General features: G+C 52.4%; 23 protein-coding genes. 12 read left to right on the top strand and 11 right to left on the bottom strand.

What is annotated here, in order from left to right; translation table 11 throughout:
• Positions 1-143: 143 nt before the first annotated feature.
• Entirely contained in the window at positions 144-1,976 is a 1,833-nt protein-coding gene (locus H4F65_RS18325) for a sensor domain-containing diguanylate cyclase (RefSeq protein WP_010279093.1), read from the top strand.
• Here H4F65_RS18325 and H4F65_RS18330 read toward each other — a convergent pair.
• Positions 1,945-2,961, bottom strand: a complete 1,017-nt coding sequence (locus H4F65_RS18330) for a type IV pilus twitching motility protein PilT (RefSeq protein WP_010279096.1) — start codon at positions 2,959-2,961, stop codon at positions 1,945-1,947. The genes H4F65_RS18325 and H4F65_RS18330 overlap by 32 nt on opposite strands.
• A 20-nt stretch (positions 2,962-2,981) precedes the next feature.
• Between H4F65_RS18330 and H4F65_RS18335 the strand changes: the two genes are divergently transcribed.
• The 8 genes from H4F65_RS18335 to H4F65_RS18370 all read left to right on the top strand — a co-directional run bounded on the left by H4F65_RS18335 (position 2,982) and on the right by H4F65_RS18370 (position 8,025).
• Entirely contained in the window at positions 2,982-3,695 is a 714-nt protein-coding gene (locus tag H4F65_RS18335) for a YggS family pyridoxal phosphate-dependent enzyme (protein WP_010279099.1), read from the top strand.
• A 94-nt stretch (positions 3,696-3,789) separates the two neighbouring features.
• Positions 3,790-4,611: a pyrroline-5-carboxylate reductase gene (gene proC / locus H4F65_RS18340; RefSeq protein WP_039317070.1), complete on the top strand. Its 822-nt coding sequence runs from the start codon at positions 3,790-3,792 to the stop codon at positions 4,609-4,611.
• A gap of 48 nt (positions 4,612-4,659) precedes the next feature.
• A complete protein-coding gene (locus H4F65_RS18345; protein ID WP_010279107.1) occupies positions 4,660-5,214 on the top strand; it encodes a YggT family protein in 555 nt (184 codons plus the stop codon).
• The gene (gene yggU / locus H4F65_RS18350; RefSeq protein WP_010279110.1) at positions 5,211-5,501 is read left to right on the top strand and encodes a DUF167 family protein YggU; all 291 of its coding nucleotides are present in this window, start codon (positions 5,211-5,213) and stop codon (positions 5,499-5,501) included. Before H4F65_RS18345 ends, yggU begins: the two co-directional genes overlap by 4 nt.
• A 17-nt stretch (positions 5,502-5,518) precedes the next feature.
• Positions 5,519-6,112: an RdgB/HAM1 family non-canonical purine NTP pyrophosphatase gene (gene rdgB / locus H4F65_RS18355; protein WP_010279113.1), complete on the top strand. Its 594-nt coding sequence runs from the start codon at positions 5,519-5,521 to the stop codon at positions 6,110-6,112.
• On the top strand, positions 6,105-7,247 hold the full coding sequence (gene hemW, locus H4F65_RS18360) for a radical SAM family heme chaperone HemW (RefSeq protein ID WP_010279117.1): 1,143 nt from the start codon (positions 6,105-6,107) through the stop codon (positions 7,245-7,247). The genes rdgB and hemW overlap by 8 nt, the downstream gene beginning before the upstream one ends.
• Positions 7,248-7,475: 228 nt before the next feature.
• Positions 7,476-7,736, top strand: coding sequence for a type II toxin-antitoxin system ParD family antitoxin (locus tag H4F65_RS18365; RefSeq protein ID WP_072014188.1), 261 nt, complete (start codon positions 7,476-7,478; stop codon positions 7,734-7,736).
• Positions 7,687-8,025, top strand: a complete 339-nt coding sequence (locus H4F65_RS18370) for a type II toxin-antitoxin system RelE/ParE family toxin (protein ID WP_010279124.1) — start codon at positions 7,687-7,689, stop codon at positions 8,023-8,025. Before H4F65_RS18365 ends, H4F65_RS18370 begins: the two co-directional genes overlap by 50 nt.
• Positions 8,026-8,176: 151 nt before the next feature.
• Here H4F65_RS18370 and H4F65_RS18375 read toward each other — a convergent pair whose 3' ends face one another.
• Positions 8,177-9,499 (bottom strand): hypothetical protein, encoded by a 1,323-nt coding sequence (locus H4F65_RS18375; RefSeq protein WP_010279126.1) that lies wholly within the window; start codon positions 9,497-9,499, stop codon positions 8,177-8,179.
• Between the two features lie 824 nt (positions 9,500-10,323).
• On the opposite strand from H4F65_RS18375, the gene H4F65_RS18380 reads away from it, so the two are divergent.
• Positions 10,324-10,452, top strand: a complete 129-nt coding sequence (locus H4F65_RS18380) for an entericidin A/B family lipoprotein (protein WP_010279129.1) — start codon at positions 10,324-10,326, stop codon at positions 10,450-10,452.
• Positions 10,453-10,546: 94 nt separating this feature from the next.
• Here H4F65_RS18380 and H4F65_RS18385 read toward each other — a convergent pair whose 3' ends face one another.
• From H4F65_RS18385 to H4F65_RS18420, 8 genes are all read right to left on the bottom strand, one after another.
• Positions 10,547-11,002, bottom strand: a complete 456-nt coding sequence (locus H4F65_RS18385) for a GNAT family N-acetyltransferase (protein WP_010279132.1) — start codon at positions 11,000-11,002, stop codon at positions 10,547-10,549.
• A gap of 20 nt (positions 11,003-11,022) precedes the next feature.
• The gene (gene lplT / locus H4F65_RS18390) at positions 11,023-12,246 is read right to left on the bottom strand and encodes a lysophospholipid transporter LplT (protein WP_010279138.1); all 1,224 of its coding nucleotides are present in this window, start codon (positions 12,244-12,246) and stop codon (positions 11,023-11,025) included.
• Positions 12,243-14,414, bottom strand: a complete 2,172-nt coding sequence (aas, locus tag H4F65_RS18395) for a bifunctional acyl-ACP--phospholipid O-acyltransferase/long-chain-fatty-acid--ACP ligase (RefSeq protein WP_010279141.1) — start codon at positions 14,412-14,414, stop codon at positions 12,243-12,245. Before aas ends, lplT begins: the two co-directional genes overlap by 4 nt.
• Before the next feature lie 993 nt (positions 14,415-15,407).
• Complete coding sequence (locus H4F65_RS18400) at positions 15,408-15,881, bottom strand: GNAT family N-acetyltransferase (RefSeq protein ID WP_010279145.1); 474 nt, start codon at positions 15,879-15,881, stop codon at positions 15,408-15,410.
• Between the two features lie 2 nt (positions 15,882-15,883).
• The gene (locus tag H4F65_RS18405) at positions 15,884-16,651 is read right to left on the bottom strand and encodes an FCD domain-containing protein (protein ID WP_010279148.1); all 768 of its coding nucleotides are present in this window, start codon (positions 16,649-16,651) and stop codon (positions 15,884-15,886) included.
• 134 nt (positions 16,652-16,785) lie between these two features.
• Entirely contained in the window at positions 16,786-17,103 is a 318-nt protein-coding gene (locus H4F65_RS18410; protein WP_010279152.1) for a PTS sugar transporter subunit IIB, read from the bottom strand.
• A gap of 29 nt (positions 17,104-17,132) precedes the next feature.
• Positions 17,133-18,569, bottom strand: a complete 1,437-nt coding sequence (locus H4F65_RS18415) for a glycoside hydrolase family 1 protein (RefSeq protein WP_010279156.1) — start codon at positions 18,567-18,569, stop codon at positions 17,133-17,135.
• A 24-nt stretch (positions 18,570-18,593) separates the two neighbouring features.
• Positions 18,594-19,931 carry a PTS sugar transporter subunit IIC gene (locus H4F65_RS18420; protein WP_010279159.1) on the bottom strand — a complete coding sequence of 446 codons (1,338 nt, stop codon included), beginning with the start codon at positions 19,929-19,931 and terminating at the stop codon, positions 18,594-18,596.
• A 254-nt stretch (positions 19,932-20,185) separates the two neighbouring features.
• Between H4F65_RS18420 and H4F65_RS18425 the strand changes: the two genes are divergently transcribed.
• Both H4F65_RS18425 and H4F65_RS18430 read left to right on the top strand, forming a co-directional pair.
• Complete coding sequence (locus tag H4F65_RS18425; protein WP_010279161.1) at positions 20,186-20,530, top strand: PTS lactose/cellobiose transporter subunit IIA; 345 nt, start codon at positions 20,186-20,188, stop codon at positions 20,528-20,530.
• A gap of 133 nt (positions 20,531-20,663) precedes the next feature.
• Complete coding sequence (locus H4F65_RS18430) at positions 20,664-21,677, top strand: LacI family DNA-binding transcriptional regulator (RefSeq protein ID WP_010279165.1); 1,014 nt, start codon at positions 20,664-20,666, stop codon at positions 21,675-21,677.
• A 53-nt stretch (positions 21,678-21,730) separates the two neighbouring features.
• Here the strand turns inward: H4F65_RS18430 and H4F65_RS18435 are convergent, their stop codons facing one another.
• Entirely contained in the window at positions 21,731-22,324 is a 594-nt protein-coding gene (locus H4F65_RS18435; protein ID WP_010279168.1) for a helix-turn-helix domain-containing protein, read from the bottom strand.
• Positions 22,325-22,360: the final 36 nt, after the last annotated feature.

Genomic DNA, 22,360 nt, shown 5'->3' on the forward strand with positions numbered 1-22,360 from the left:
TAACTCGTTCCATTGATTTTCGCTTATAAAAATGGGAACAGTAAATCACCCGATAACATCACAGATGGCATCATGATAAAAAGAATGCCTCTGACAACAGCGAATCAAGGGTAAAGACAGAAAGAACATAGGCAAATATAAACATGAATAATCAGTCAGTTGATGTTGATTTGATTACCAGGTTTGACAATGAAGCCAAACTACACGCGCTCAATTCCGTTTATGCCATCGCCGAATTCGACCTGGCAGGGAAACTGATTGAAGCCAATCCGCTTTTCTGCAAAATGCTGGGCTATAAAAAAGAAGACATTATTCAGAAAAACCACACGTTTTTTCTGCCAGAAGCGCAGCGCCCAAAACACGATCATTTCTGGCACGACGTGGTTAAAGGAAATATCAATGCAGGGGAATTCCAACGGAAAACCCAAAAAGGAGAGATTATTTGGCTCCATGCGGCTTATACGCCAATTATCGATGATAAAGGCCGACATATCGGCATCATAAAACTGGCAACGGATATTACACAGGAAAAACTTCTCGTGTCAGAACACCGCGCCCGGTTAGATGCGATTGAGAACGCTCAAGGCGTCATCGAGTTTGATAAAGATGGCTATATCACCCACATCAATAAACATTATCTGGTGCTGACAGGCTATGAGGAAAAAGAATTACTCGGTCAGCACCATCGTCTACTCTGCGATCCTGTTGATACTGAACAAACAGAGTATCAAACATTTTGGGAAACCTTACACCGCGGCCACCCCATCAGCGGGCGCTTCCATCGGCTTGGCAAAGACAGCCATTCATACTGGATACAGGCGACCTACAGTCCGATCATGGATAGCGACGGCAATGTAAGAAAAATCATTAAATACGCCCACAACATCACGCAAAACGTCGAAACCGAAAAGAAAACCCATCAGCAAGGCATCATTCTCGATATTCTGCTGTCAGTCCACGACAGCTTTCTGCTCGACCACAATCTGCCTTCCGCCTGCGATAAAGTCTTTGAGCGGCTGCTTAACGTCACCAACAGCACCTTCGGCTTCATTGCCACGTTGCAGGAAGATGAAGACGGCAAGTCGCTCTATCTTCCCGCGATCTCCAACCTTGCCTGGGATGAAGAAACCCTTAACTGGTACAGGCACCAGCGCAGAACCCACGGCGGCCTGAGGCTCCGTAAGCTGGATAATCTGTTTGGCCACGTGGTCACCCACAATACGGTGGTGTGCACCAATAATCTGCTGAGACAAAAGGCAGGCCGGGATCTTCCGCCTATTCATCCCGCACTGTATTCCCTGCTTGGGATTCCTATCACCCACAACGGCAAAGCGATCGGGATGATCGCGCTGGCTAACCGCCAGGAAGGTTACGATCAAACGATGATCGAGCTACTGGCTCCGCTAGTGAAAACGCTCGGCATCATCATCCACGCGCGCTCACTGGAGGATGAACGCACGCAGATAGAAGCCTCTCTGCGCTTTAACGCAGGGCATGATTTTCTTACCGGACTGCCGAATCGCAGCAGTTTCTTCGAACAGGCCAACACCTTTTTCCAACACAAGCAGCAAAGCCATCAGGCAGAGAAAAGCTGTCTGGCGATTATCGACATTGATTTATTCAAAAACATTAACGATCAATATGGCCATCTGGCTGGCGATGCCGTCCTCAAAGAGCTGGCGATGCTGATGCGCATGTCGCTACGTCAGGAAGATCTGGTCGCCCGCATCGGTGGTGAGGAGTTCATCATTCTATTAAAAGATGTCTCTTACCAAACGGCAGTGGTAACGATTGAGCGTATTCGACAAGCGATTGAGCAACATACGCTGGAATACGATCGTCAGAATCTGCGTTTCACGATTAGCGCTGGCATTGCTGCTTACCGTACCGATCTTGCTTCTGTTGAGGACTGGATTCAGTTAGCCGATGAAAACCTCTATGCGGCTAAACGGCAAGGTCGCAACTGTGTGAAATAAGCCCATCCCGACAGCGTTGCTGGTAGCTTTGCTCGAACGTTTGCATTCCCGCAGCGGCTCCGGTTTGAATCAGGCCGGGAAGCTGGTGCGTTTTCCCTTCCCGAATCAGGTTGCTGACCGCCGCAGTCGCCGTCAGCACTTCATAAAGCGCGATTCGGCCACCTTGCGCAGCGGGCAGCAGTTTTTGCGTCACTACCGCCTGCAAACAAGTAGCTAACTGGCTACGAACATAGGCTTTCTCTTCACCTGGAAAGACGTCAATCAGACGATCGACCGCCTGCGATGCACTACGTGTATGCAGCGTGGATAACACCAGATGGCCGGTTTCCGCCGCCGTCAGCGCCAGCCGAATCGTCTCCGTATCGCGCAATTCCCCCAGCAGAATGACATCGGGATCCTCCCGCAATGCGGCCCGTAGCGCCTGCGCAAACGATGCGCTGTGCGCACCGATCTCCCGCTGTTGAATCAGGCAACATCGGCTGGCATGGATAAACTCGATCGGATCCTCCAGCGTAATCACATGGCGATCGCTGCTGTCGTTTAACGCTCCAAGCATGGCCGCCAGCGTCGTGGATTTGCCGCTCCCCGTCGCACCGGTAATCAGGATCAGCCCGTTCGGTTTCTCCAGCAGCGTCGAGAGAACGGGTGGTGCCTGTAGCGTCGTCAATGAAGGCTGAGCGGACGGAATAATACGCAGCGCCGCAGACAGCCCTTCCCGCTGGCGAAACACATTCACCCGCAGGCGTTGCCCATCGGGCAGCATTAGCGCGCCGTCCACCTGCCCAGCCTGCCGTAGTTGCTCGCGCTGAGCGGGTTCGAGCCAGGCATCGCACCATTGTGCCACCTGATCCGACGTTAAACGTGGTAAGGTATTTTCAGGCTGTAGCCGCCCGTCCACACGCAGCACTGGCGGGTGACCGCTACAAAGGTGCAGATCCGAGGCATTATGTTTTACACTACGCGCCATCCACTCATCCAATTCCATAGATAACCTCCTGAATAACCATGACGACAATCCAGCAGAATCTACAGGACATCCGGCAGCAAATCGCAGCCGCCGCGGTGCATTGCGCACGAGCACCAGAAGAAATTACGCTACTTGCAGTCAGTAAAACCAAACCTGTGAGCGCGATCGAAGAAGCTATTGCGGCAGGGCAACGGGCGTTTGGTGAGAACTATGTTCAGGAAGGCGTGGAGAAGATCCATTATTTCCAGAAAAACCACCCGGACACACCGTTGGCGTGGCACTTTATCGGTCCGCTACAGTCAAATAAAAGTCGACTGGTGGCCGAGAATTTTGACTGGTTTCACACCGTGGATCGTCTGCGCATCGCGCAGCGTCTGAGCGAACAGCGCCCGACCACCTTGCCACCGTTAAACGTTCTGTTGCAGATTAATATCAGCAGCGAACCGAGCAAATCAGGCATTATGGTCGCTGAATTGGCAGAGCTTGCCGCCAGCGTCGCCGCACTGCCCAACCTGCGTCTGCGTGGCCTGATGGCGATTCCGGCACCGGAAACCGATTACGAGAAGCAGTTGGCTGTTTTCAAACAAATGGCCGTACTGTTGCAAACGTTGTCCGCAAATTATCCGCATATTGATACACTTTCTATGGGGATGACGGACGACATGCGCGCGGCGATTACCGCCGGCAGCACGCTGGTGCGCATTGGTACGGCAATCTTTGGCGCGCGCGACTATTCAGCAAAAAGCGCCTAACTGTCAGTAAAAGGTCCACAAACAGGAGTACGCGCTGAACGGCACGTCATCTTTGACAGAATATAAACGGAACAGGTGATTAGCGATAATGCAGATGCAGCAACGTAAAATAGCGTTTATTGGTGCCGGAAACATGGCGCAGGCCATTATCGCCGGATTGGTCAACGGCGGTTATCCCGCTCAACACATCAGCGTCTGCGCGCCTTCGGGTAAGAACCGCGATGCACTGGCTGCACAGTATGGCGTGATCAGCAGCGCAGACAATGTCCGCTGCGCTCAGGAAGCGGACGTCATCGTGCTGGCCGTCAAACCGCAGATGATGGCAACGGTTTGCGAACCGCTGCGTGAACAAGTCAATTTCAACGGTAAGCTGGTGCTGTCGATTGCCGCAGGCATCAACGTCGCACGTTTTCAGGCGCTGCTGGGCGAACCGCTGAATATCGTGCGGATTATGCCAAACACGCCGTCTCTGGTCGGCAAAGGCATGAGCGGAATGTATGCCCCCGCCTCCGTCAATCAGGCTGATAAAGATTTCACGGCACAGCTGATGCAGAGCGTCGGTAAAATTTGCTGGGTGGATAGCGAACAAGGTATCAACGGCGTGATCGCCGCGGCGGGCAGCGCACCAGCCTATTTCTTCCTGTTTATGGAAGCGATGCAGCAGGAAGCCATCCGTCAGGGATTCAGTCAGGAAACGGCTCGCCTGTTGGTGCAGCAGGCCGCATCAGGTGCTGCCGCGCTGGTTGAAGCCAATCCGGATACGCCGCTGTCGACCCTGCGTGAAAATGTCACCTCCAAGGGCGGCACCACGGCAGAAGCTCTGCGGGTATTTAACGAACAGCAGTTGACGCAAACCGTGGCTGAGGCCATGCAGGCGGCAATTGCTCGCGCACAGGAAATGGAAACGCTTTTTTAACCAAAGCAGGTTCCCCGATTCTTTATCTTATAAGGAAAAGACGTACTTATGCTCACCCTGACTTTTCTGGTCAAAACGCTGGTCGACCTCTATGTAATGGTCCTGCTGCTGCGCATCTGGATGCAGTGGTCACGCAGCGATTTTTATAACCCGCTATCGCAGTTTGTCGTCAAAATCACCCAGCCGATTGTCGGTCCGCTGCGCCGCATTCTGCCGTCGTTAGGGCCGATTGACAGCGCCTCGCTGCTGCTGGCCTTTATTCTCACGACAATCAAATACCCGTTACTGCTGTTGATTCAGGTTGGCGCGATTTCCCTTAGCCCAATGAACCTGCTGGTCGGGCTCATTTCGCTGATTAAATCCGCGGGCTATCTGGTTTTCTGGGTCATCATCATCCGTTCCATCATGAGCTGGGTAAGTCAGGGCCGTAGCCCTATTGAATATCTGCTGCACCAGTTGACCGAACCGCTAATGGCACCGCTCCGCCGCGTTATTCCGGTCATGGGCGGCATTGATTTCTCCGCGATGGCCGTGATTCTGATTCTGTATATGCTCAACTATCTGGGCATGGATCTGTTTCCGGGGCTGTGGTTCCTGCTGTGAGTGCCATTACCCGCCACGGCGATGCGCTGGTGATTCGGCTGTATATTCAGCCGAAAGCCAGCCGGGACCAGATCGTGGGTTTGCATGGCGACGAGCTAAAAGTCGCCATCACCGCACCACCGGTTGATGGGCAGGCCAACGCCCATCTGACCAAATTTCTCGCCAAACAGTTTCGGGTCGCCAAGAGTCTGGTCGTGATTGAAAAAGGCGAACTCGGACGGCATAAACAGATTAGAATTACCCATCCGCAACACATCCCGGCTGACGTCGCGGACTTCATTGAATAAATACGCAGGACAAGACGATGCAAAAAGTGGTTTTGGCTACCGGAAACCCCGGTAAAGTGCGCGAGCTCGCCAGCTTGCTGGCCGATTTCGGTTTGGATATTGTGGCGCAGACCGAACTGGGCGTGGATTCCGCCGAAGAAACCGGCCTGACCTTTATCGAAAATGCCATCCTGAAAGCACGTCATGCGGCGCACATCACGGGACTGCCAGCCATTGCCGATGATTCCGGGCTGGCTGTCGATGCACTGGGCGGCGCGCCGGGCATTTACTCGGCACGCTACGCGGGCGTGGATGCCAGCGACCAGCAAAATCTGGACAAGCTGCTGCTGACACTAAAAGACGTACCGGACGCACAGCGCCGCGCCAGCTTCCACTGCGTGTTGGTGTATCTGCGCCACGCGGAAGACCCGACGCCGATTGTCTGCCACGGTAGCTGGCAGGGTGTGCTGACGCATGAAGCGGCGGGCAGCGGCGGCTTCGGCTATGATCCGATCTTCTTCGTGCCGGAGCTGGGTAAAACAGCGGCGGAACTGACGCGTGAAGAGAAGAACGCGCAGTCTCATCGCGGTCAGGCGCTGCGCCTGCTGCTGGATGCGCTACGCAATGCTTAAGCTTCCCCCGCTCAGCCTGTACATCCATATTCCGTGGTGCGTACAGAAATGTCCGTACTGCGACTTCAACTCTCACGCGCTGAAAGGCGACGTGCCGCATCAGGAATATGTCGATCACCTGCTGGCGGATTTGGATGCCGATTTGCCGCTGGCGAGCGGTCGTGAGCTGCACTCGATCTTTATCGGCGGCGGCACGCCTAGCCTGCTGAGCGCAGAGGCAATGCAGGCGCTGCTCGACGGCGTGCGGGCAAGAATTCCGTTAACGCCGGACGCCGAAATTACGATGGAAGCCAACCCCGGTACGGTTGAAGCCGACCGTTTCAGCGGCTATCAGCGTGCGGGGATTAACCGTATCTCCATCGGCGTGCAGAGTTTCGATCCGCAAAAGCTGACGCGCCTCGGGCGTATTCACGGCCCAGACGAAGCCAAACGCGCAGCGCATCTGGCGAACGGTCTGGGATTACGCAGCTTTAATCTGGATCTGATGCACGGCTTGCCGGATCAATCGCTGGACGAAGCGCTGGACGACCTGCGTCAGGCCATTGCGCTCAATCCGCCGCATTTATCGTGGTATCAGCTCACCATCGAGCCCAATACGCTATTTAGCTCGCGCCCGCCGACGCTGCCGGACGACGACGCGCTGTGGGACATCTACGAGCAGGGCCACGCGCTACTGAGCGCCGCGGGTTACCAGCAATATGAAACCTCCGCCTACGCCAAACCGGGCTACCAGTGCCAGCATAACCTGAACTACTGGCGCTTCGGTGACTATTTGGGGATTGGCTGTGGGGCGCACGGCAAGCTGACCTTCAGCGACGGGCGCATTCTGCGCACGGTCAAAGTCCGCCATCCGCGTGGCTATATGCAGGGCACGTATCTGGATAAACAGCACGACGTTGCTAACGACGAACGGCCTTTTGAGTTTTTCATGAACCGCTTTCGCCTGCTGGAAGCCGCCCCGCGCGCGGATTTCACGGCGTACACCGGTCTGGAAGAACACAGCATTCGTCCGCAGTTGGATCAGGCGCTAGCGCAAGGCTATCTGACGGAAACCGCCACACACTGGCAAATCACCGAGCACGGTAAACTGTTCCTGAACTCTCTACTGGAGCTATTTCTGGCGGAAGAAGAGTAATTATTCCGTGGGCAGGTTTTCTCTGAAAAACCTGCCCACCGCTTCCCACCCTATTTCTCCTTTTGCAACGCTTACAAAGCTTATTTCGAGCCGTCTCCCTTTTCCACCAAACGCCGCTTGTCCGCAGCATGAAAATCCTTTCTCCTTGTGCTGGACGACGATGTCATCGTTAAGTACGCTACAGGCTTCTGATAAGAACAAATCTTACATCTGAGAACCGGAGGCATGATGGCCAGAACCATGACAATTGACCTTGGAGATGAACTTCGTCATTACGTGGAATCGCTGGTGGAATCAGGCGATTACCGCACGCAAAGTGAAGTCATTCGGGAAGCGCTAAGAATGCTACGGGAAAAACAGGCGGAGTCAGATCTACAAACGCTGCGTCAGTTAATCGCTGAAGGGATAAACAGCGGAGAACCACAGGAGTGGGATAAAGATGAGTTCTTGCGAAAAATCAGAAACAGGACGCGAACGGCCACCCGATAAAATCAAGCTAACACCGCTCGCGCAACACGACCTAGAGGCTATTTACCTCTACGGCTTGCTGCATTTTAATCAGGAAAGGGCTGAAGCCTATCTGGAAACCATCGAGCACGCGTTTACCGCTATCAGGCATAACAAGATAGGGATCGAACGTAAGGAGCTTGGGCCAGGTTTGTACTCATTTCCCGTCGCCAGACATACGCTATTTTTTCTGTACGAAACAGACAGCGTCCTTGTTGTTCGAATACTTCATCAATCGCAGGACATTGTGCGGCATCTTAAGTGGCTATGAGCCATTTTCTGCGACCATAGGTTGTATTCGCTCAGACTTGAACTGACCGCTTTCGCGGACAGAACACTATTAAATCTGACATGCTGTAATGAGCAAAGAGCAGACATTAACACCGCGCTTTGCGGAAAACTTGTCCGACAACAGCGCTTTGTTAAATGCTTGATATCAGGAATGTGAGATCAAACCCATTAAACTTATGATTTGGCCAGTGCTCTACAATCAATGCGATTGTTTTACCCTCAACTTTCTCAGAATGTGAATTACAACCTGAAATAGCATTTTTCATCTCTTCAGATAAAGGCAGGCTTAAGCTTGAGATACTCAAAGCTTCAGCCATGGCTTCTAACTTTTCACATGCCTGATGGGTTCTGGAAGCATCATTCACGTTCACTTTAAGCTTCAGGACTTTTGCAACATCTTCAGAACCTTCAACATAATAAGCGATATTATCCGGGATAAAACCATCGCTAAATTCTTCCATTGGGGATGATGCAAACCATTCCTCTTCGAAAGATCTATTATAGAATCCAGCACTCAACCCTTCGTTTACGAGAAATTCTTTGGCTTTATAAGGGCTCCAACCTTGATTTTGTGGCACTTCCTTTGGATTTTTCTCAGAATATCTCGCTTTAAATATATATTTAAAGGTATCAATCAGATCCGAGTATGATTCTATGTTTGTTTTGACGACATGAAATGACCATCGCTCTAGCAGGCTGATCCGGACATTAAACAATATAAATGCATAGAATTTAGCCAAATATCTATGGAACCGGTTCTTTATTGAAAATCTAAGGCGAACAGAGACCTGCTCATATGTTGAATAAACCAACATAAAGAAAACGAATGGTAAGTAACAGAGAGTCAGCAATGGGGGAACAAAGAAGTCGTATGCAGTTTTTTCTTTCCCAAACTCACCAAAATCGGTCATTAACATGTACAAAGTGTAAATAATTAAGACTACCCCGAATGAAGATAGGAAATATTCTAGAAGAATCTTTACCTGATGATGTTTTCTGTTGGTTTCAGCAATAGCTAGCATAGCTCCCAATAATGCTAAAACAGGGACTAACAGGGTTTCGACCCAAAGAGAGAAAGTATATACTCCAACAACAAATTGAAGAATCGCTAGTAGTTTCAAGTTATCTAAAACTGAGCGCTTGAAAAAAACCTTATCTCTTTTAATTTTCTCAAGATTAAATAGCGACATAAAACCAACAGAAATGGACCAAAAAACAGTATTTTTTAGCTGTTCAAAATTCCATAATTTCAACTCAGAAAGCCAGTAAATGACAATTGCCATGTAAGCAACCATCAAACAAAGGACAGACATTATTTGTCTAACAAATAAAGCCGCTAAGACGCCTTTGAAAGCACTTCTGGCCTCCGCCATTTTTGAGGAAGAAAAAATGTAAACCGAAATTGCTAAAAGCCATAACGCAATTGCAATCTCTCGATTATTTAGAATATCCACGAGCTTCCTTGTGCATTTAACGCCTAATTTAGGGGTCGGCGCTGCGTAGCAGCAAAGGCACAACATAATTGTGGGCGACTACAATTACTGCTATGCATTTTTCAAAATAGGAACTCTTATTTTTCTAAAACTCATACCGCACAATTCCTCCAGTTTTCCTTCATGGTGAGTTTTGCATAATTGAACATATTCATTCGCATCAAAACTACACTTTTCTAATTCGCACTTTACCTTAGTTACAATTTCACTATAAGTTATAATTTTTCCTAAACACATAACAGTTATTAAGTAGGCATATCCGTAATATCTGAAAAATCAACTAACAAGTCATCATTTTAACGTACCTATTTTAAACAACCTACAACCTACTCACGTTTTTTTCAATAGGATACTTTCGCCGCCCCCTCAGAGCCATTATGAAGCGGGCAGACCATTTCCGGCAATTTCCCTGTCCATATTACCCAAAAAAGACCGTGATGATTTCTGCGCATCTGTATGGCTATGTACAGGAGTAACTGGCGGGCATTTAGAATAAATATTAAAGCCAGCACACCGTTTTAAGCGAAAATTCAACATGCATTAGTTAACGGGAGATTAGTCGGCTTATGGCACAAAACCGCTTGTCAGATTAGGTTTAGCTCTGCGCTATAACACTGCCAGCTCGGCTCTGAGCCACTACACATCAGCCGCTACATAATCTCAAACAATATCAGCTGGTTCAGGGCTCTCGAGGATTGAATTTTTACCTGCGGTTATGACACAGTAGAAACCTATCAACATCTTTCTATCAAACCCTGTTTATCAACCACCTGCGGGTAACGATGATGAAACGTATAACAACAATCGTAGTAGCGCTGCTGGTCACGGCAGCATTGAGCGGCTGTAACACCACGCGCGGCTTTGGCCAGGATGTGCAGAAACTGGGTAGCAAAATTTCACACGCCGCTAGCTAAACCACCGTCAAATAACAAAAAACCGGCCATACATCAGCCGGTTTTTTCGTTTACGCCGCGATCCCTACGCTTTCCGCAGTTGGTTCAATATCCCTCAGAACGCCGACAGCATATCAATATGCGGAATGCCGTCTTCGTCATATTCCTCACCGGTCGCCACAAAGCCAAACGCACCGTAGAACGTTTGCAAATGAGCCTGCGCAGACAGGAAAAGATGCTTTTGCGGCCAGTGGCGTGCGCAGGCAATCAGCGTGTGTTCCATCAACTGGTGCCCCAGATGTTGCCCGCGGGCATGAGGCGCGACAATCACGCGTCCAATTGTCACCACATCGTTGTTCGGATGGGGAGCAAGCAGCCGAGCGCATGAGGCCAGCTTGCCGTCACGGTACGCCGTAATATGGCGATTACCGTCCACCAGATCGCGGCCATCAATATCCAAATAGGGACAGGTTTGCTCGACCACGAATACCTGATTGCGCAGCGCCAATATGTCATGCAGTGAATACACGTTAAGGTCTGCCACATCCCAGTCATGCCATATCAGACTCATTGCTACCCTTCCTATTTCGTTTATTCCGCACCAGTGGAACGATCGCGGCGCTTAGCCAGAACCAGCCATGCCCACAGAAACGCAATCGCCAGCGCAAACAAGACACCAAAGCCAATCCCGATGGTGATAACCGACACACCCAGTTTCACCACCAGAGAATAAAGCCCCAGCATTAACAGCATAGCGCCGTTCTCACCCAAATTCTGTACGGCGATCGCATTCCCCGCCCCAACGCTGGCCTTACCGCGCTCCTGCAACAGCGCATTCAGCGGGACGATGAAGAACCCACCGAGCGCCCCCAGCAGAATCAGCAAGGAATAGGCGCTCATGAGGTTGTGTTGGAGTGTGAAAATCACCACCACTACGCCAATCAAGAACCCCGCAGGCAGACAGCGCCGCACGCTATCGAGCGTTACCAGCTTCGCAGCCGCACCGGCTCCTACCACGATACCCACGGCGACCATCGCGTTAAGCAGCGTCGGCGTTGCATTGTCGGTAATCCCAAGCGCATGCGGTACCCACAGCACCAGCAGAAAGCGCAGCGTCACACCTGCGCCCCAGAACATACTGGTGCCGATCAGCGAGAGTCGGGCGTCGCCATCGCGCCATAGCACGCGACAGGCGGAAAAGAAGCTGCTCGCCATCTGCACCGGATGCCACGGCTGTCCCGGCCGCGCCGCGTTGAGACGAGGAATCAGCATGTTCGCTCCCAGCGCTATGCCGTAAGCCACCGCACAAACCGATAGCGCCCCGTAAATGTTCCAGTCCGCCAGCACGCCGCCTGCGACTGAACCGGTCAGGATCGCCGCAATCGTCGAGGCCTCCATCAGACCATTCGCTTTGACCAACTGATCGCCGCGCGTGATCTCACCCAGAATGCCGTATTTCGCCGGGGAATAAGCCGCAGCGCCAATGCCCACCAGCGTGTATCCCAAAAACGGATTTCCGCCCACGCAAATCAACAGCGCGCCCGCCAACTTCAGGGTATTGGCGAACATCATCACCTGCCCTTTGGAGAAGCTGTCCGCAATTTGCCCGACAAACGGTGCGAGAATGATGTACGCAGCGACAAACCCCATCTGCAAAAACGGCTGGCTCCAGTCGGGATACACCAGCTGTTTGATCAGCGCTAACGTGGCAAACAGCAGCGCGTTATCGCCAAACGCGGAGAAGAACTGCGCGATAATCACCGCGCTCATACTGCGCGACAGCAAAGGCGTCGCGGGTTCAGTCTGTTGACTCATACATTCGGCTCCGACGCGTTAGTTGCTGGTTCTTCGGCCATCTGGCGCAGCGTGACAAAGTCAGGCTTGCCGCTGCCAAGTAGCGGTAAGGCTTTCACATAGCGAATATCGCGCGGCACCGCCAGTTCCGGTACGCCGCTGCTGCGTGCTTGTGCAAGCAACGCGTCACGGGTTATCTGGTTGTCCGTCGTAAACAGCACCAGCGCCTCGCCTTTGCTGCTGTCACTTTTCGCACTGGCCGCATGCTGCGCTTCCGGCGATATCTTCACCGCTAGCTGTTCTACACTTTCCAGCGACACCATCTCCCCTGCCAGCTTGGCAAAGCGCTTCACGCGGCCGATGATGGTGCAGAAGCCTCTTTCATCCAGTTCGACAATATCGCCCGTGTCATACCAGCCCTGCTGCAACTCGCCCTGCGCGTTTTCTGCCGCAGGCGCTTCGAGCACGCCGGGGTTTTCCACTCGCAGATAGCCTTTCATGATATTCGGCCCGCGCAGCTGTAGACGACCGCCGCGCGTGATGCCCGGCACCGTAATCAAACGCGATTCGATTTCCGGCAACAGCTTGCCGACGGAATGGATTTTTGTCGCCATCGGGACGTTGATCGCCACCACCGGCGCGCACTCGGTCACGCCGTAGCCTTCCAGAATGCGGATACCAAATTTATCCTGCCAAACCTGACGCGTGGTTTCAGACAGCTTTTCTGCCCCGGCAACCACATAGCGCAGACGAGCAAAATCATACGGATGGGCGAAGCGTGCGTAGTTGCCTAAAAACGTTGACGTCCCAAACAGCACGGTACAGTTCTGGTCATAAACCAGCTCCGGCACGATGCGATAGTGCAACGGGCTGGGGTAGAGGAACACGCGAGCGCCCGTCATCAGCGGCGTTAACAGCCCCACCGTCAGGCCAAACGCATGGAACAGCGGCAGCGCAGACATAAAGCGGTCACGCGCCGTGAAATCTGCCACCGTACGAATCTGCTCAACGTTCGCCAGCAGGCTGTCATGGGAATGCACGACACCTTTCGGATTCCCCTCGGAACCGGAGGTAAACAGTACGATAGCCGCATCGTCAGGTTTCTGCGGCAGCATCGCGCGAGCAGGAAACAGCAGATGAAACAGGATCCACAGCTTATCGGTCAGCGTCACGGTGTCTTTCAAATCTTCCAGATAGACCCAGTTGGCCTCGCTGACCTGCTTCGGTAGATCCGTCAGCTTGCCCTTTTCCAGAAACTGGCGAGACGTGACGATGGTTTTGATCCCCGCCGCTTTCATCGCGCTTTGTAGCCCTTTCGCGCCAGCGGTGTAGTTCAGCATGGCAGGAACGCGGTTACGCAACGATGCGCCCAGGATGGATGCCGCGGTAATGGTCGCGTTGGGCAACAGCATGCCGACATGTTCATCGACGCGGGTGAAGCGCTGCAAAATGCGCGATACGCCCAGCGATTTTTTCAATAAGCCCTGATAGCTGTCTTCATTGAATGAGATATCCGCAATGCTGGGGGAGGAGCGCCCATAACGAGTTCTCGCGGCCAGAAAGGCCTGATACAGCGTGTGCTGCGGGCGCGTATCCATCCGCGCCTTCATCATAATCTGGTGCAAATGCTCACCGGCCAGCGCACGACGTTCTCTGGCACTGCTGGCTTCCGGCATCGGCAACGTGGTCGGGGGCAAATAGGTGATCGTAATCTGCGGGAGGCAGCGGCGTTTAAAGACGCCCGCCAGCCGACCAAACGGCGTGAACTCTGCGCCATCAATGCGCACGGGGATAATCGTTGCCCCCGATTTCGCCGCGACAAACGCCGCGCCGCTGTAAATCTTCATCAGCGATCCGGTAACGCTGATCCGCCCTTCTGGGAAAACCACGACGGGCTGGCCGCGTTCGATCACCTTGATCAGCCCTTTGATTGCCAGAGGCTTAGTGGGATCTAACGGCACGAAATCGATATACGGCTTCAGCCAGCGCATAAACCAGCGATCGGAAATGGAGGAGTACACGGCAAAGACGGGCTTTATCGGTAAGAATAACGCCAGCAAAACGCCATCAAGGAACGAGACGTGATTGGGGGTGATGAGCAATTTGGATTGCTGAAACTGGCTGCTGTCGCCCTCGATCCGGATGCGATACAGACGCTGGAACACCCAACGTAACAGGGTATGAATCATGCCTTCTCCCAATAGACAGATAAATGAATTGATCCTTCAGACGCCCTATCGTGATATCCGTACATCAGCGATCGGTACAGAACAAAGGGTATTATATTATTTATTTGAATATCATAACCCGCATGTAAAAAATCATGACAACAAAGGTTATATACCCTAAATAATCCGGTTTGCGGGACAAAGCGCTATCATTTTCACAACATACTGCGCTGGTTCTTTAGGGCAATACGCATTGCCATGGAGCAAGCAACGGACAACGTCGTCAGGAACGAATTTGACCACGCAACAGCGGGGCCTGCCGTAAGAGACTCGCGGCCTCTCTCATTTCATTCTTTCCCATCGCTGACCCTGCCGTTTTACAACAGCACAAAAAGACGAAAAACAGCGTCTCCACCACATTGACAGAAACACCAAACGAAATTAAAACTATACCGTACAGTTTACTTTTGTAATCCACTCACTATCACGTCAGGAGAAAGAGAATGAAAAGTCTATTGCTACTCAGCTGTGTCAGCTCGGTATTGATGCTGAGCGGCTGTGTCTCTTTATTTTAACTCAAGCATATAAGAGCATTTAAGTTACGTGGAGAACGTATGAAAAATCTGTTTCTTGCAAGCTGTATCGCCGCCACATTCTTGCTAAGCGGCTGCCTTTCTATCGGTAGCCACCTCAACTGATCTTTCGCGCTATGCCGTCCCTCGTCATAGCGCGATATTCTCTCTTCTCTCTCCAGACCACGCCTTTCCTGCATCAGGCACCAACGACAAATGACAGGCAAAAAAAAACCTACGCATCCGCGTAGGTTGGTGTAATCAAATGGTTTCAATGTACAGAGCACATCGATATATCACCAATCAATACCTCTGGGACTTGTAACTCTAAAGATCGCCACCTCTCTTCACCAGCGATGAATCGAAAGAGTTATTCCATAAGTGCAACCAACTGTAAGATTCTGGTGAATCATGTAAGGCCGCCGCCTTTTAGCGCGTTTTTCTAGCGTGATAGCGACTGGTGATACAGGCGCACGGCTTTGTCCGGGTAATCCAGCCCGTCGCCGATGTAACGCCAGCCGTGTTTTTCGTAATAGCCGCTAAACGTAGCGAACAAATAGAGATCGTCAAAGCCTCGACGACGGCAGAAATCCAGTACGTGCTGTTGTAGCGCGATACCCAGCCCTTTGTCACGCTGGCTTTCTTCCACATACAGCGATGCCAGCCAAGGTGTCAGATCCTGTCGGCTGATTAAATCGCAGCGCCATAACCCCACCGTCCCGACTAAGCGCTCGCCCTCCAGCGCGATAAACGTCAGCGGCAACGCCGCAGGATTCAGGCTATTGCGCACCACGCTGGCAAAGAATTCACGGCTGTTCTGGCTGCCGAACGCCTGCCAAATCCAGTCGATCACCTGCTCTTGATGCTGAGGGTGATCCGCCAGATAAACAATCTTCACGCTAGACATGTCCGTCATGATTACACCAGTTTTCCCTGGAAGATCGGCACAGAATCAAACAAATAGCCGTCAAACTCCGGTGCATCGGCGTCAGAGATTTCCATCAGCGTATTTTTGACGTTTTCGAGATGCTGCCACATCGCCTGATAAGACCCAGACACATCGCGACGCCGCAGCGCCGCCAGAATAGCCTGATGATCCGCCAGCCATTTCAGGCGATAGCCCTGCGTCCCAACGTGCGTATAAAGCTGCTGCCAAAGCGCGTTATCGTCACGACATGCCCAGATATTGCTGACCGTTTCCAGCAGCATCTGATTTTGCGTCGCGCCGGCAATTTGCAGATGGAACAGGCGATCAAAATCGCCACGGTAATCTTTACCGGCAATCGCGGCCTGCTCTTGTTCTAGCGTCTTACGCAAATTTTCGATATCCGCCCGCGTTGCCATGCGCGCCGCAAATGCCGCGATGTTGCTTTCCAGCAGTTGACGAGCCTGTAGCATTTCAAACGCGCCGATACGGTTTTTGGCACCGTCTGTCGCGTCATCTTCATCGGGAATACGCAAGACATAAACCCCAGAGCCCTGACGAATATCGACCGTGCCTTCCAGTTCAAGCATCAGTAGCGCTTCGCGCACTATCGTCCGGCTAACGCCATAGGTTTCCGCAATATTTCGTTCAGGAGGGAGGCGCGATCCGACGGGGTAATCCCCTGACTGAATCTTCTGACGCAAATCACAGCCGATTTCCTGATATTGCTTCTTCTCTTGCAGAACTACATCCTTCGCCACGCTTTCACCCTACATGCACTTTCGCCCTAAGTGCGGGCGTCAGGCCCGCTCTGATTGTGCCTGTCATACTGCAAGCTGCAACTTGAATGATGACAGGCACTGCTACAGCCACGTACTCACGCAGCGGTAGAGCGTTAGTTTACCAAACTCAGTGCCTGATCCAGTACTTTTGCGCCATTTAATGTGCCGTAGGCGACAGGGTCGATCACCGCGATAGGAATCTGGTAGCTGTCCGTCAGCTTTTTATTCTCGTTAAGCTTGAAGCGCACCTGCGGCCCCAGCAGAACCGCAATAATGTCGCCGCCAAACTCCTGCAACTCATCGCGCAAGTTTTGCTCTGGGATCGCGTAGATCTTCAGTTCCATTCCCCGCGTTTCCGCTTCCTTCTCCATCTTGGTGACCACCAGTGAGGTCGACATTCCTGCTGAGCAGGCCAGTACGATTCTTTTCATATTCCGTTCCTCATTTTGGTTATCTGCACCTATTTCTCTTCATCATCCAGCGTCAATTCAAGTCGACGCGTGTCATGTAGCTGACGAAACCAGGCGGCGGATTTTTTCGGCCGCCGTTGCCGATCCTGCTCCAGATCGATTTCGATCAATCCGTAGCGATTTTTAAACGCGTTCATCGGCGAGACGTTGTCGGTAAAGGCCCACAGCATGTAGCCGCGGCAGTTTGCGCCCTCTTGCTTCGCCTTCAGCGTCCAGTACAGGTGTTCGGCAATAAATGCGATACGGTAATCGTCCTGAATCACACCCGCGTCGTCTTTAAAGCGCGCCTCGTTCTCAATACCGATGCCGTTTTCCGCCACAAACCACGGCGCATTGCCGTAGTCACGCTCTATGCGTTTCGCCATGTCGTAAATGATTTTGGGATTGATCTCCCAGCCGCGTGAAGTGTTCATCCGACGCCCCGGCAGCTCAAAATGCTCGTAATAATAGGCCGGATGGAACGGTGTCTCTTTGTTCCACTCGCGGCTGGGCGCTTTGACACGATGCGGGTAATACAGGTTGATCCCCACCTCATCGACCGTATTGTCCCGAATGGTCGCCAGCTCTTCTTCCGTGTAATCCCACTTCACCTGATGCTGCGCCAGCAGCGCCACCAGCTCCGCCGGATATTCGCCTTTTAACGCCGGATCGAGAAAAACCCGGTTATAGAACAGATCGTAAAGGTGTGCCGCTTTCACATCGTGCGCCGCACGAGATCGCGGATACGTGACTTCAGGATTGAGGATCACACCGATCGAGCCTCCATCACGGTGATAACCCTGCTGCCGAAACCGCTGCACCACTTTTGCCGTTGCCAGATTCTTATGGTGATTCCACTGCATCCACGTGTGCGTGTTCTGCTCATAAGGGTAGCGTAGCGCGTCCAGATAAACGCGCGTCTGCACCACAATCGGCTCATTGAAGGTAAACCAGCGCTTCACTTTCCCGGCATAGCGGGCGAAAACCGCGTCGGCGTACAGCACAAACCACTCCACCACCTGCTTGGATGACCAGCCCTGATATTTCTCCAGCAGGCAGGCGGGCAGTTCGTAATGCTCAAGGCAGATCATCGGTTCGATCCCCTGCCGGTGCATTTCATCCAGCATGTTATCGATATAGGCCGCATACTCTTCATCGACAATGCCTTTCTCATAGTCCAGCATAAAGCGTGACCAGTTTATCGACGTACGATAGTGCGTCAGCCCCGCCAGCTTCATCAGCGCCACGTCTTCCCGATAGCGATTAAAGAAATCCGTCGCTTTCGCCGGGCCGTAGCCGTTATGCCAGACCTGACGATCCTGCTTGTACCAGAGATCCAGATAGGAATCCTGCCCGGCTTTCTTGCCGCTCCATCCTTCCGTTTGCCATGCCGATGCCGCCGCACCCAGAATAAAATCCGGTGGAATAGTCAGTGCAACCTTACTCATGCATTACCTCTCTTCTCGTCCGTTTCAGGCTTTTTCCGCTGCGGCCTGCTTTTCTGCTTCCAACTGCGCCAGCTCGGCACGACGGGACGCCACTTTGACAAACGGCAGATAGATCAGCATCGCGACGATGATGCATACGATCTGTGTCGCGACGGCCCCCATCGATCCCGCTGTCGACAGCCAGGCGTTAATGATCGGCGGCGTTGTCCACGGCACCATCACCACGGCTTTGCCCGCAAACCCCATGCTGGTGGCAAAATAACCAATCGTGCCCGTCACTAACGGTGTGATAATGAAGGGAATAGCCAGAATCGGGTTGAGCATAATCGGCATACCAAAAATCACCGGCTCATTAATATTGAACACGCTGGGGCCGAAGGAGATTTTGGCGATCTCTTTCATCTCTTTGCGCTTGGAAGCAATCATCACCGCCAACAGCAAGCCAATCGTCAGGCCGGAACCGCCGATGCTCATGTACACATCCCAGAACGGCATGGTGATAATGTTCGGTATCTCATGTCCCTGCTCGAACGCGGTCATGTTGACGGCAATCGCCCCCAGCAGCAGCGGTTCACGAATCGGCTTAATCATCTGGTTGCCATGAATCCCGATCACCCAGAACAGCTGAGCGACAAACATCAGCACCAGTAAACCAGGCAGGCTCTGCACCACGGACTCCAGCGGCTGCTGTACGACTTTATAAACGGCGTCATACAGATACATGCCCGTCACGCGGTGAAACACAAACCCAAAGGTGGCGATAGCAACCACCGTGATAATGGAAGGAAACAGCGCAGAAAAAGAGGCCGCGACGTTGGGCGGCACGCTGTCCGGCATTTTAATCTGCAGCCGATCGACATTTTGCAGCTTGGTATACATCTCGACAGACAGGATGGCGATGAACATCCCCAGAAACAGGCTTTTAGTATCGGAGAACTGTTTCGCCAGCACGTCTTTCACCACCATCATCTGCCCGTTGACGGCCATTTCGATCGTGGTTGGCGTGACGGCGATAAAGCAGATCACCGCCAGCAGGCCGGGAAACAGCCCGCGTGAACCGTTAATCTTCCCAAGCTCGATACCAATCAGGAAGACGGCACCGATAGTCAGAAAGCTGAGCGTGGCGTAGTTAATGCCGCTCATAATCGGTTTAAGTTCAGCCAGAAACGAGAACATGGAAAAACTGGCCAGACCATTTTTCGGGTCCATCACCATGTTGGAAATCAGAACGGAAAACGCCCCGACGATAATGACGGGCATCAGCGTAATAAAGGATGCCTTAATCGCCATAATGTAACGCAGACTGTTAAATTTATTGGCAAAGGAGCCCAATGAATCAATCAGTTGGTCCTTAAATGACATAACACCACCTCTTTCATCATCATATTGTTATATCGCGTGTGACACGCGGGATGGCCGTTACGCGCAGGGTAAATGCAGGTACCGCGCTTTCGCGTTTGGCATACCAAAAATCAACCATAATGAATTATTTTTCTGTGACATGATTCTCACAAGGTGATATTGGAATTCCAATATGATGAAAATGTGATTTTTGGCATACCATAAATTCTCAACCAATATGGGCTGCTTTCCTGACCACAAGAAGGAAACCAACGATGAAAGACACAGAAAACGTTCCTGCATTCGATATGGAACAAACCGTGATGGAACTGCTGATTAATGCGGGTGAAGCGCGTTCAAACGCCATGATGGCCATTCAGGCGGCACGCCAACGGGAGTGGCAACAGGCTGACGACCTGCTCGCCGCGTCACAAGAAGCGGCTCGTGCGGCTCATCGCGTTCAAACACGGCTGATCGGTCTGGACGAAGGGGAAGGCAAGGTGCCCGTCAACCTGATCATGGTTCATGCACAGGATCATCTGATGACCGCCATGCTATGCCGGGATTTGGCGGAAGAGATTGTCTTGTTACGCCGTGAAATGGCTGCATCACAGAATTGACAAAAATTCGATTGAGAAACGAACATCAGGCGTTAAATCCAGCAATAGGCCTGTGGTAACATGTCGCATGATGTTCGTAACAGGGATGGATAGGCTTTTTTAGCCCGTCATCATACTCAATTAAGGTGCAGCGATGAAAACCATGCTTGAGGTGGCAAGACGTGCAGGGGTGTCTAAAGCGACCGTCTCCAGAGTGCTAAACGGCACGGGTCAGGTCAAACAGGCAACACGCGATGCCGTATTTCAGGCAATGGAGGAGCTAGGCTACCGTCCTAACTTTCTGGCGCGTTCGCTGGCTCGTCGTACTTCAAACAGCATTGGTCTCGTTATTTCCAATTTTGACGGCCCCTATTTTGGCCGCCTGCTGCGCCGTGCTACGGATATCGCAGAAAGCAGCGGTAAACACCTGATCGTCACCGACGGGCACGATACGCCGGAAGATGAGCAGCGTGCGGTGCAGCTTCTGTCTGACAGACAATGCGACGCCATTATCCTCTATACCCGCTATATGTCCGAATCGGACCTCATGACGCTGCTCGACACGCTGACTATTCCGATGATCGTGATGAATCGCGATCTGCCGCAGGCACGGGAACGCTGTATTTTCTTCCGTCAGCAGCAGGCCGCATTTGACGTGGTGAATTACCTGATCGAACAGGGCCACCGAGAGATCGCCTGCATCACCGCCCCCATGAAAACGCCGACGGCGCAGGCGCGGCTCGCGGGCTATCAGCAGGCATTGACCGCTCACCAGATCGCGCTTGAACCGCGCCGGGTGGCATATGGCACCAGTATGGTCGCCAGCGGCTATCAGGCTGCACGCCAGTTGCTGAATAGCGGCATCAGTTTTAGCGCGCTGTTTGTCAGCAACGATCATATGGCGATTGGCGCGATGAAAGCGCTGTACGAGGCAGGGAAAAAATTACCTCAGGACGTCTCCGTCTTCGGCTTTGACGATGAACCCTGCGCCACTTACCTGCACCCTTCACTTTCCACCGTCTACATGCCGATTGAAGAAATGGCCGCTACCGCGATTACGCAAGTGCTGGATCTGATCGCGGGTAAGGACGTCAATCCGCTACAGCCATTCACCGGCGAACTAAAAATCCGCGAGTCGGTACAGAAAGGGCCGTATTACACAGCGTAAAATTCACAGTAAAATCGCTCCCCGGGCAAGCAGCCTGCACGGGGTTCTCCTCTTTAGCCATGCTCAATCAACATCACCGCACTCGTATCCGCTTCCAGCGCATCAAACAAATGCGGGACATCAGCGGAGTAGCTAATGTAATCCCCTTCGCTCAGTTCAACGGGCTGTGTGACAGGCCCAATTCTGGCGCGACCGCTGCTCAGGATCACGTGTTCAACCGTCCCCGGCCTATGCGGTTGAGAGACTCTGGCTTCCCCCGGCTGTACTTTCAGCCGATAGATATCACGCTGCGCGCCTGCCGGGCACGCAGCCAGCAGCGTCGCGGCATAGTTCGCCTGCTCGGAGTAGGTTGCTGCGCCTTCGTTAGCACGAATCACCTGCACATGCTGGCGAGGCTGCCCAATCAGTTGGCTGACTTGTACATCAAGCGCCATCGCCAGCGCCCAGAGCGTTTCCAGACTCGGGTTGCCGATCCCGGTTTCCAGCTGTGAAAGCGTTGATTTTGCCAACCCTGCGCGCTTTGCCAGTTCGGTCACTGACAGATTTAACCGCTCTCGTTCACGCCGAATAGAAACGGCCAGCCGTGCGATGGGCGTAATCTCCTGCGCCCCCTTTTCCTGATTATCGATCGTCATATTGTTCACCATAACGTCCATTCGTTCGACTTGACGAACGAATGGTTT

The organism is Pectobacterium brasiliense, from assembly GCF_016950255.1.
Classification (GTDB): Bacteria; Pseudomonadota; Gammaproteobacteria; order Enterobacterales; family Enterobacteriaceae; genus Pectobacterium; species Pectobacterium brasiliense.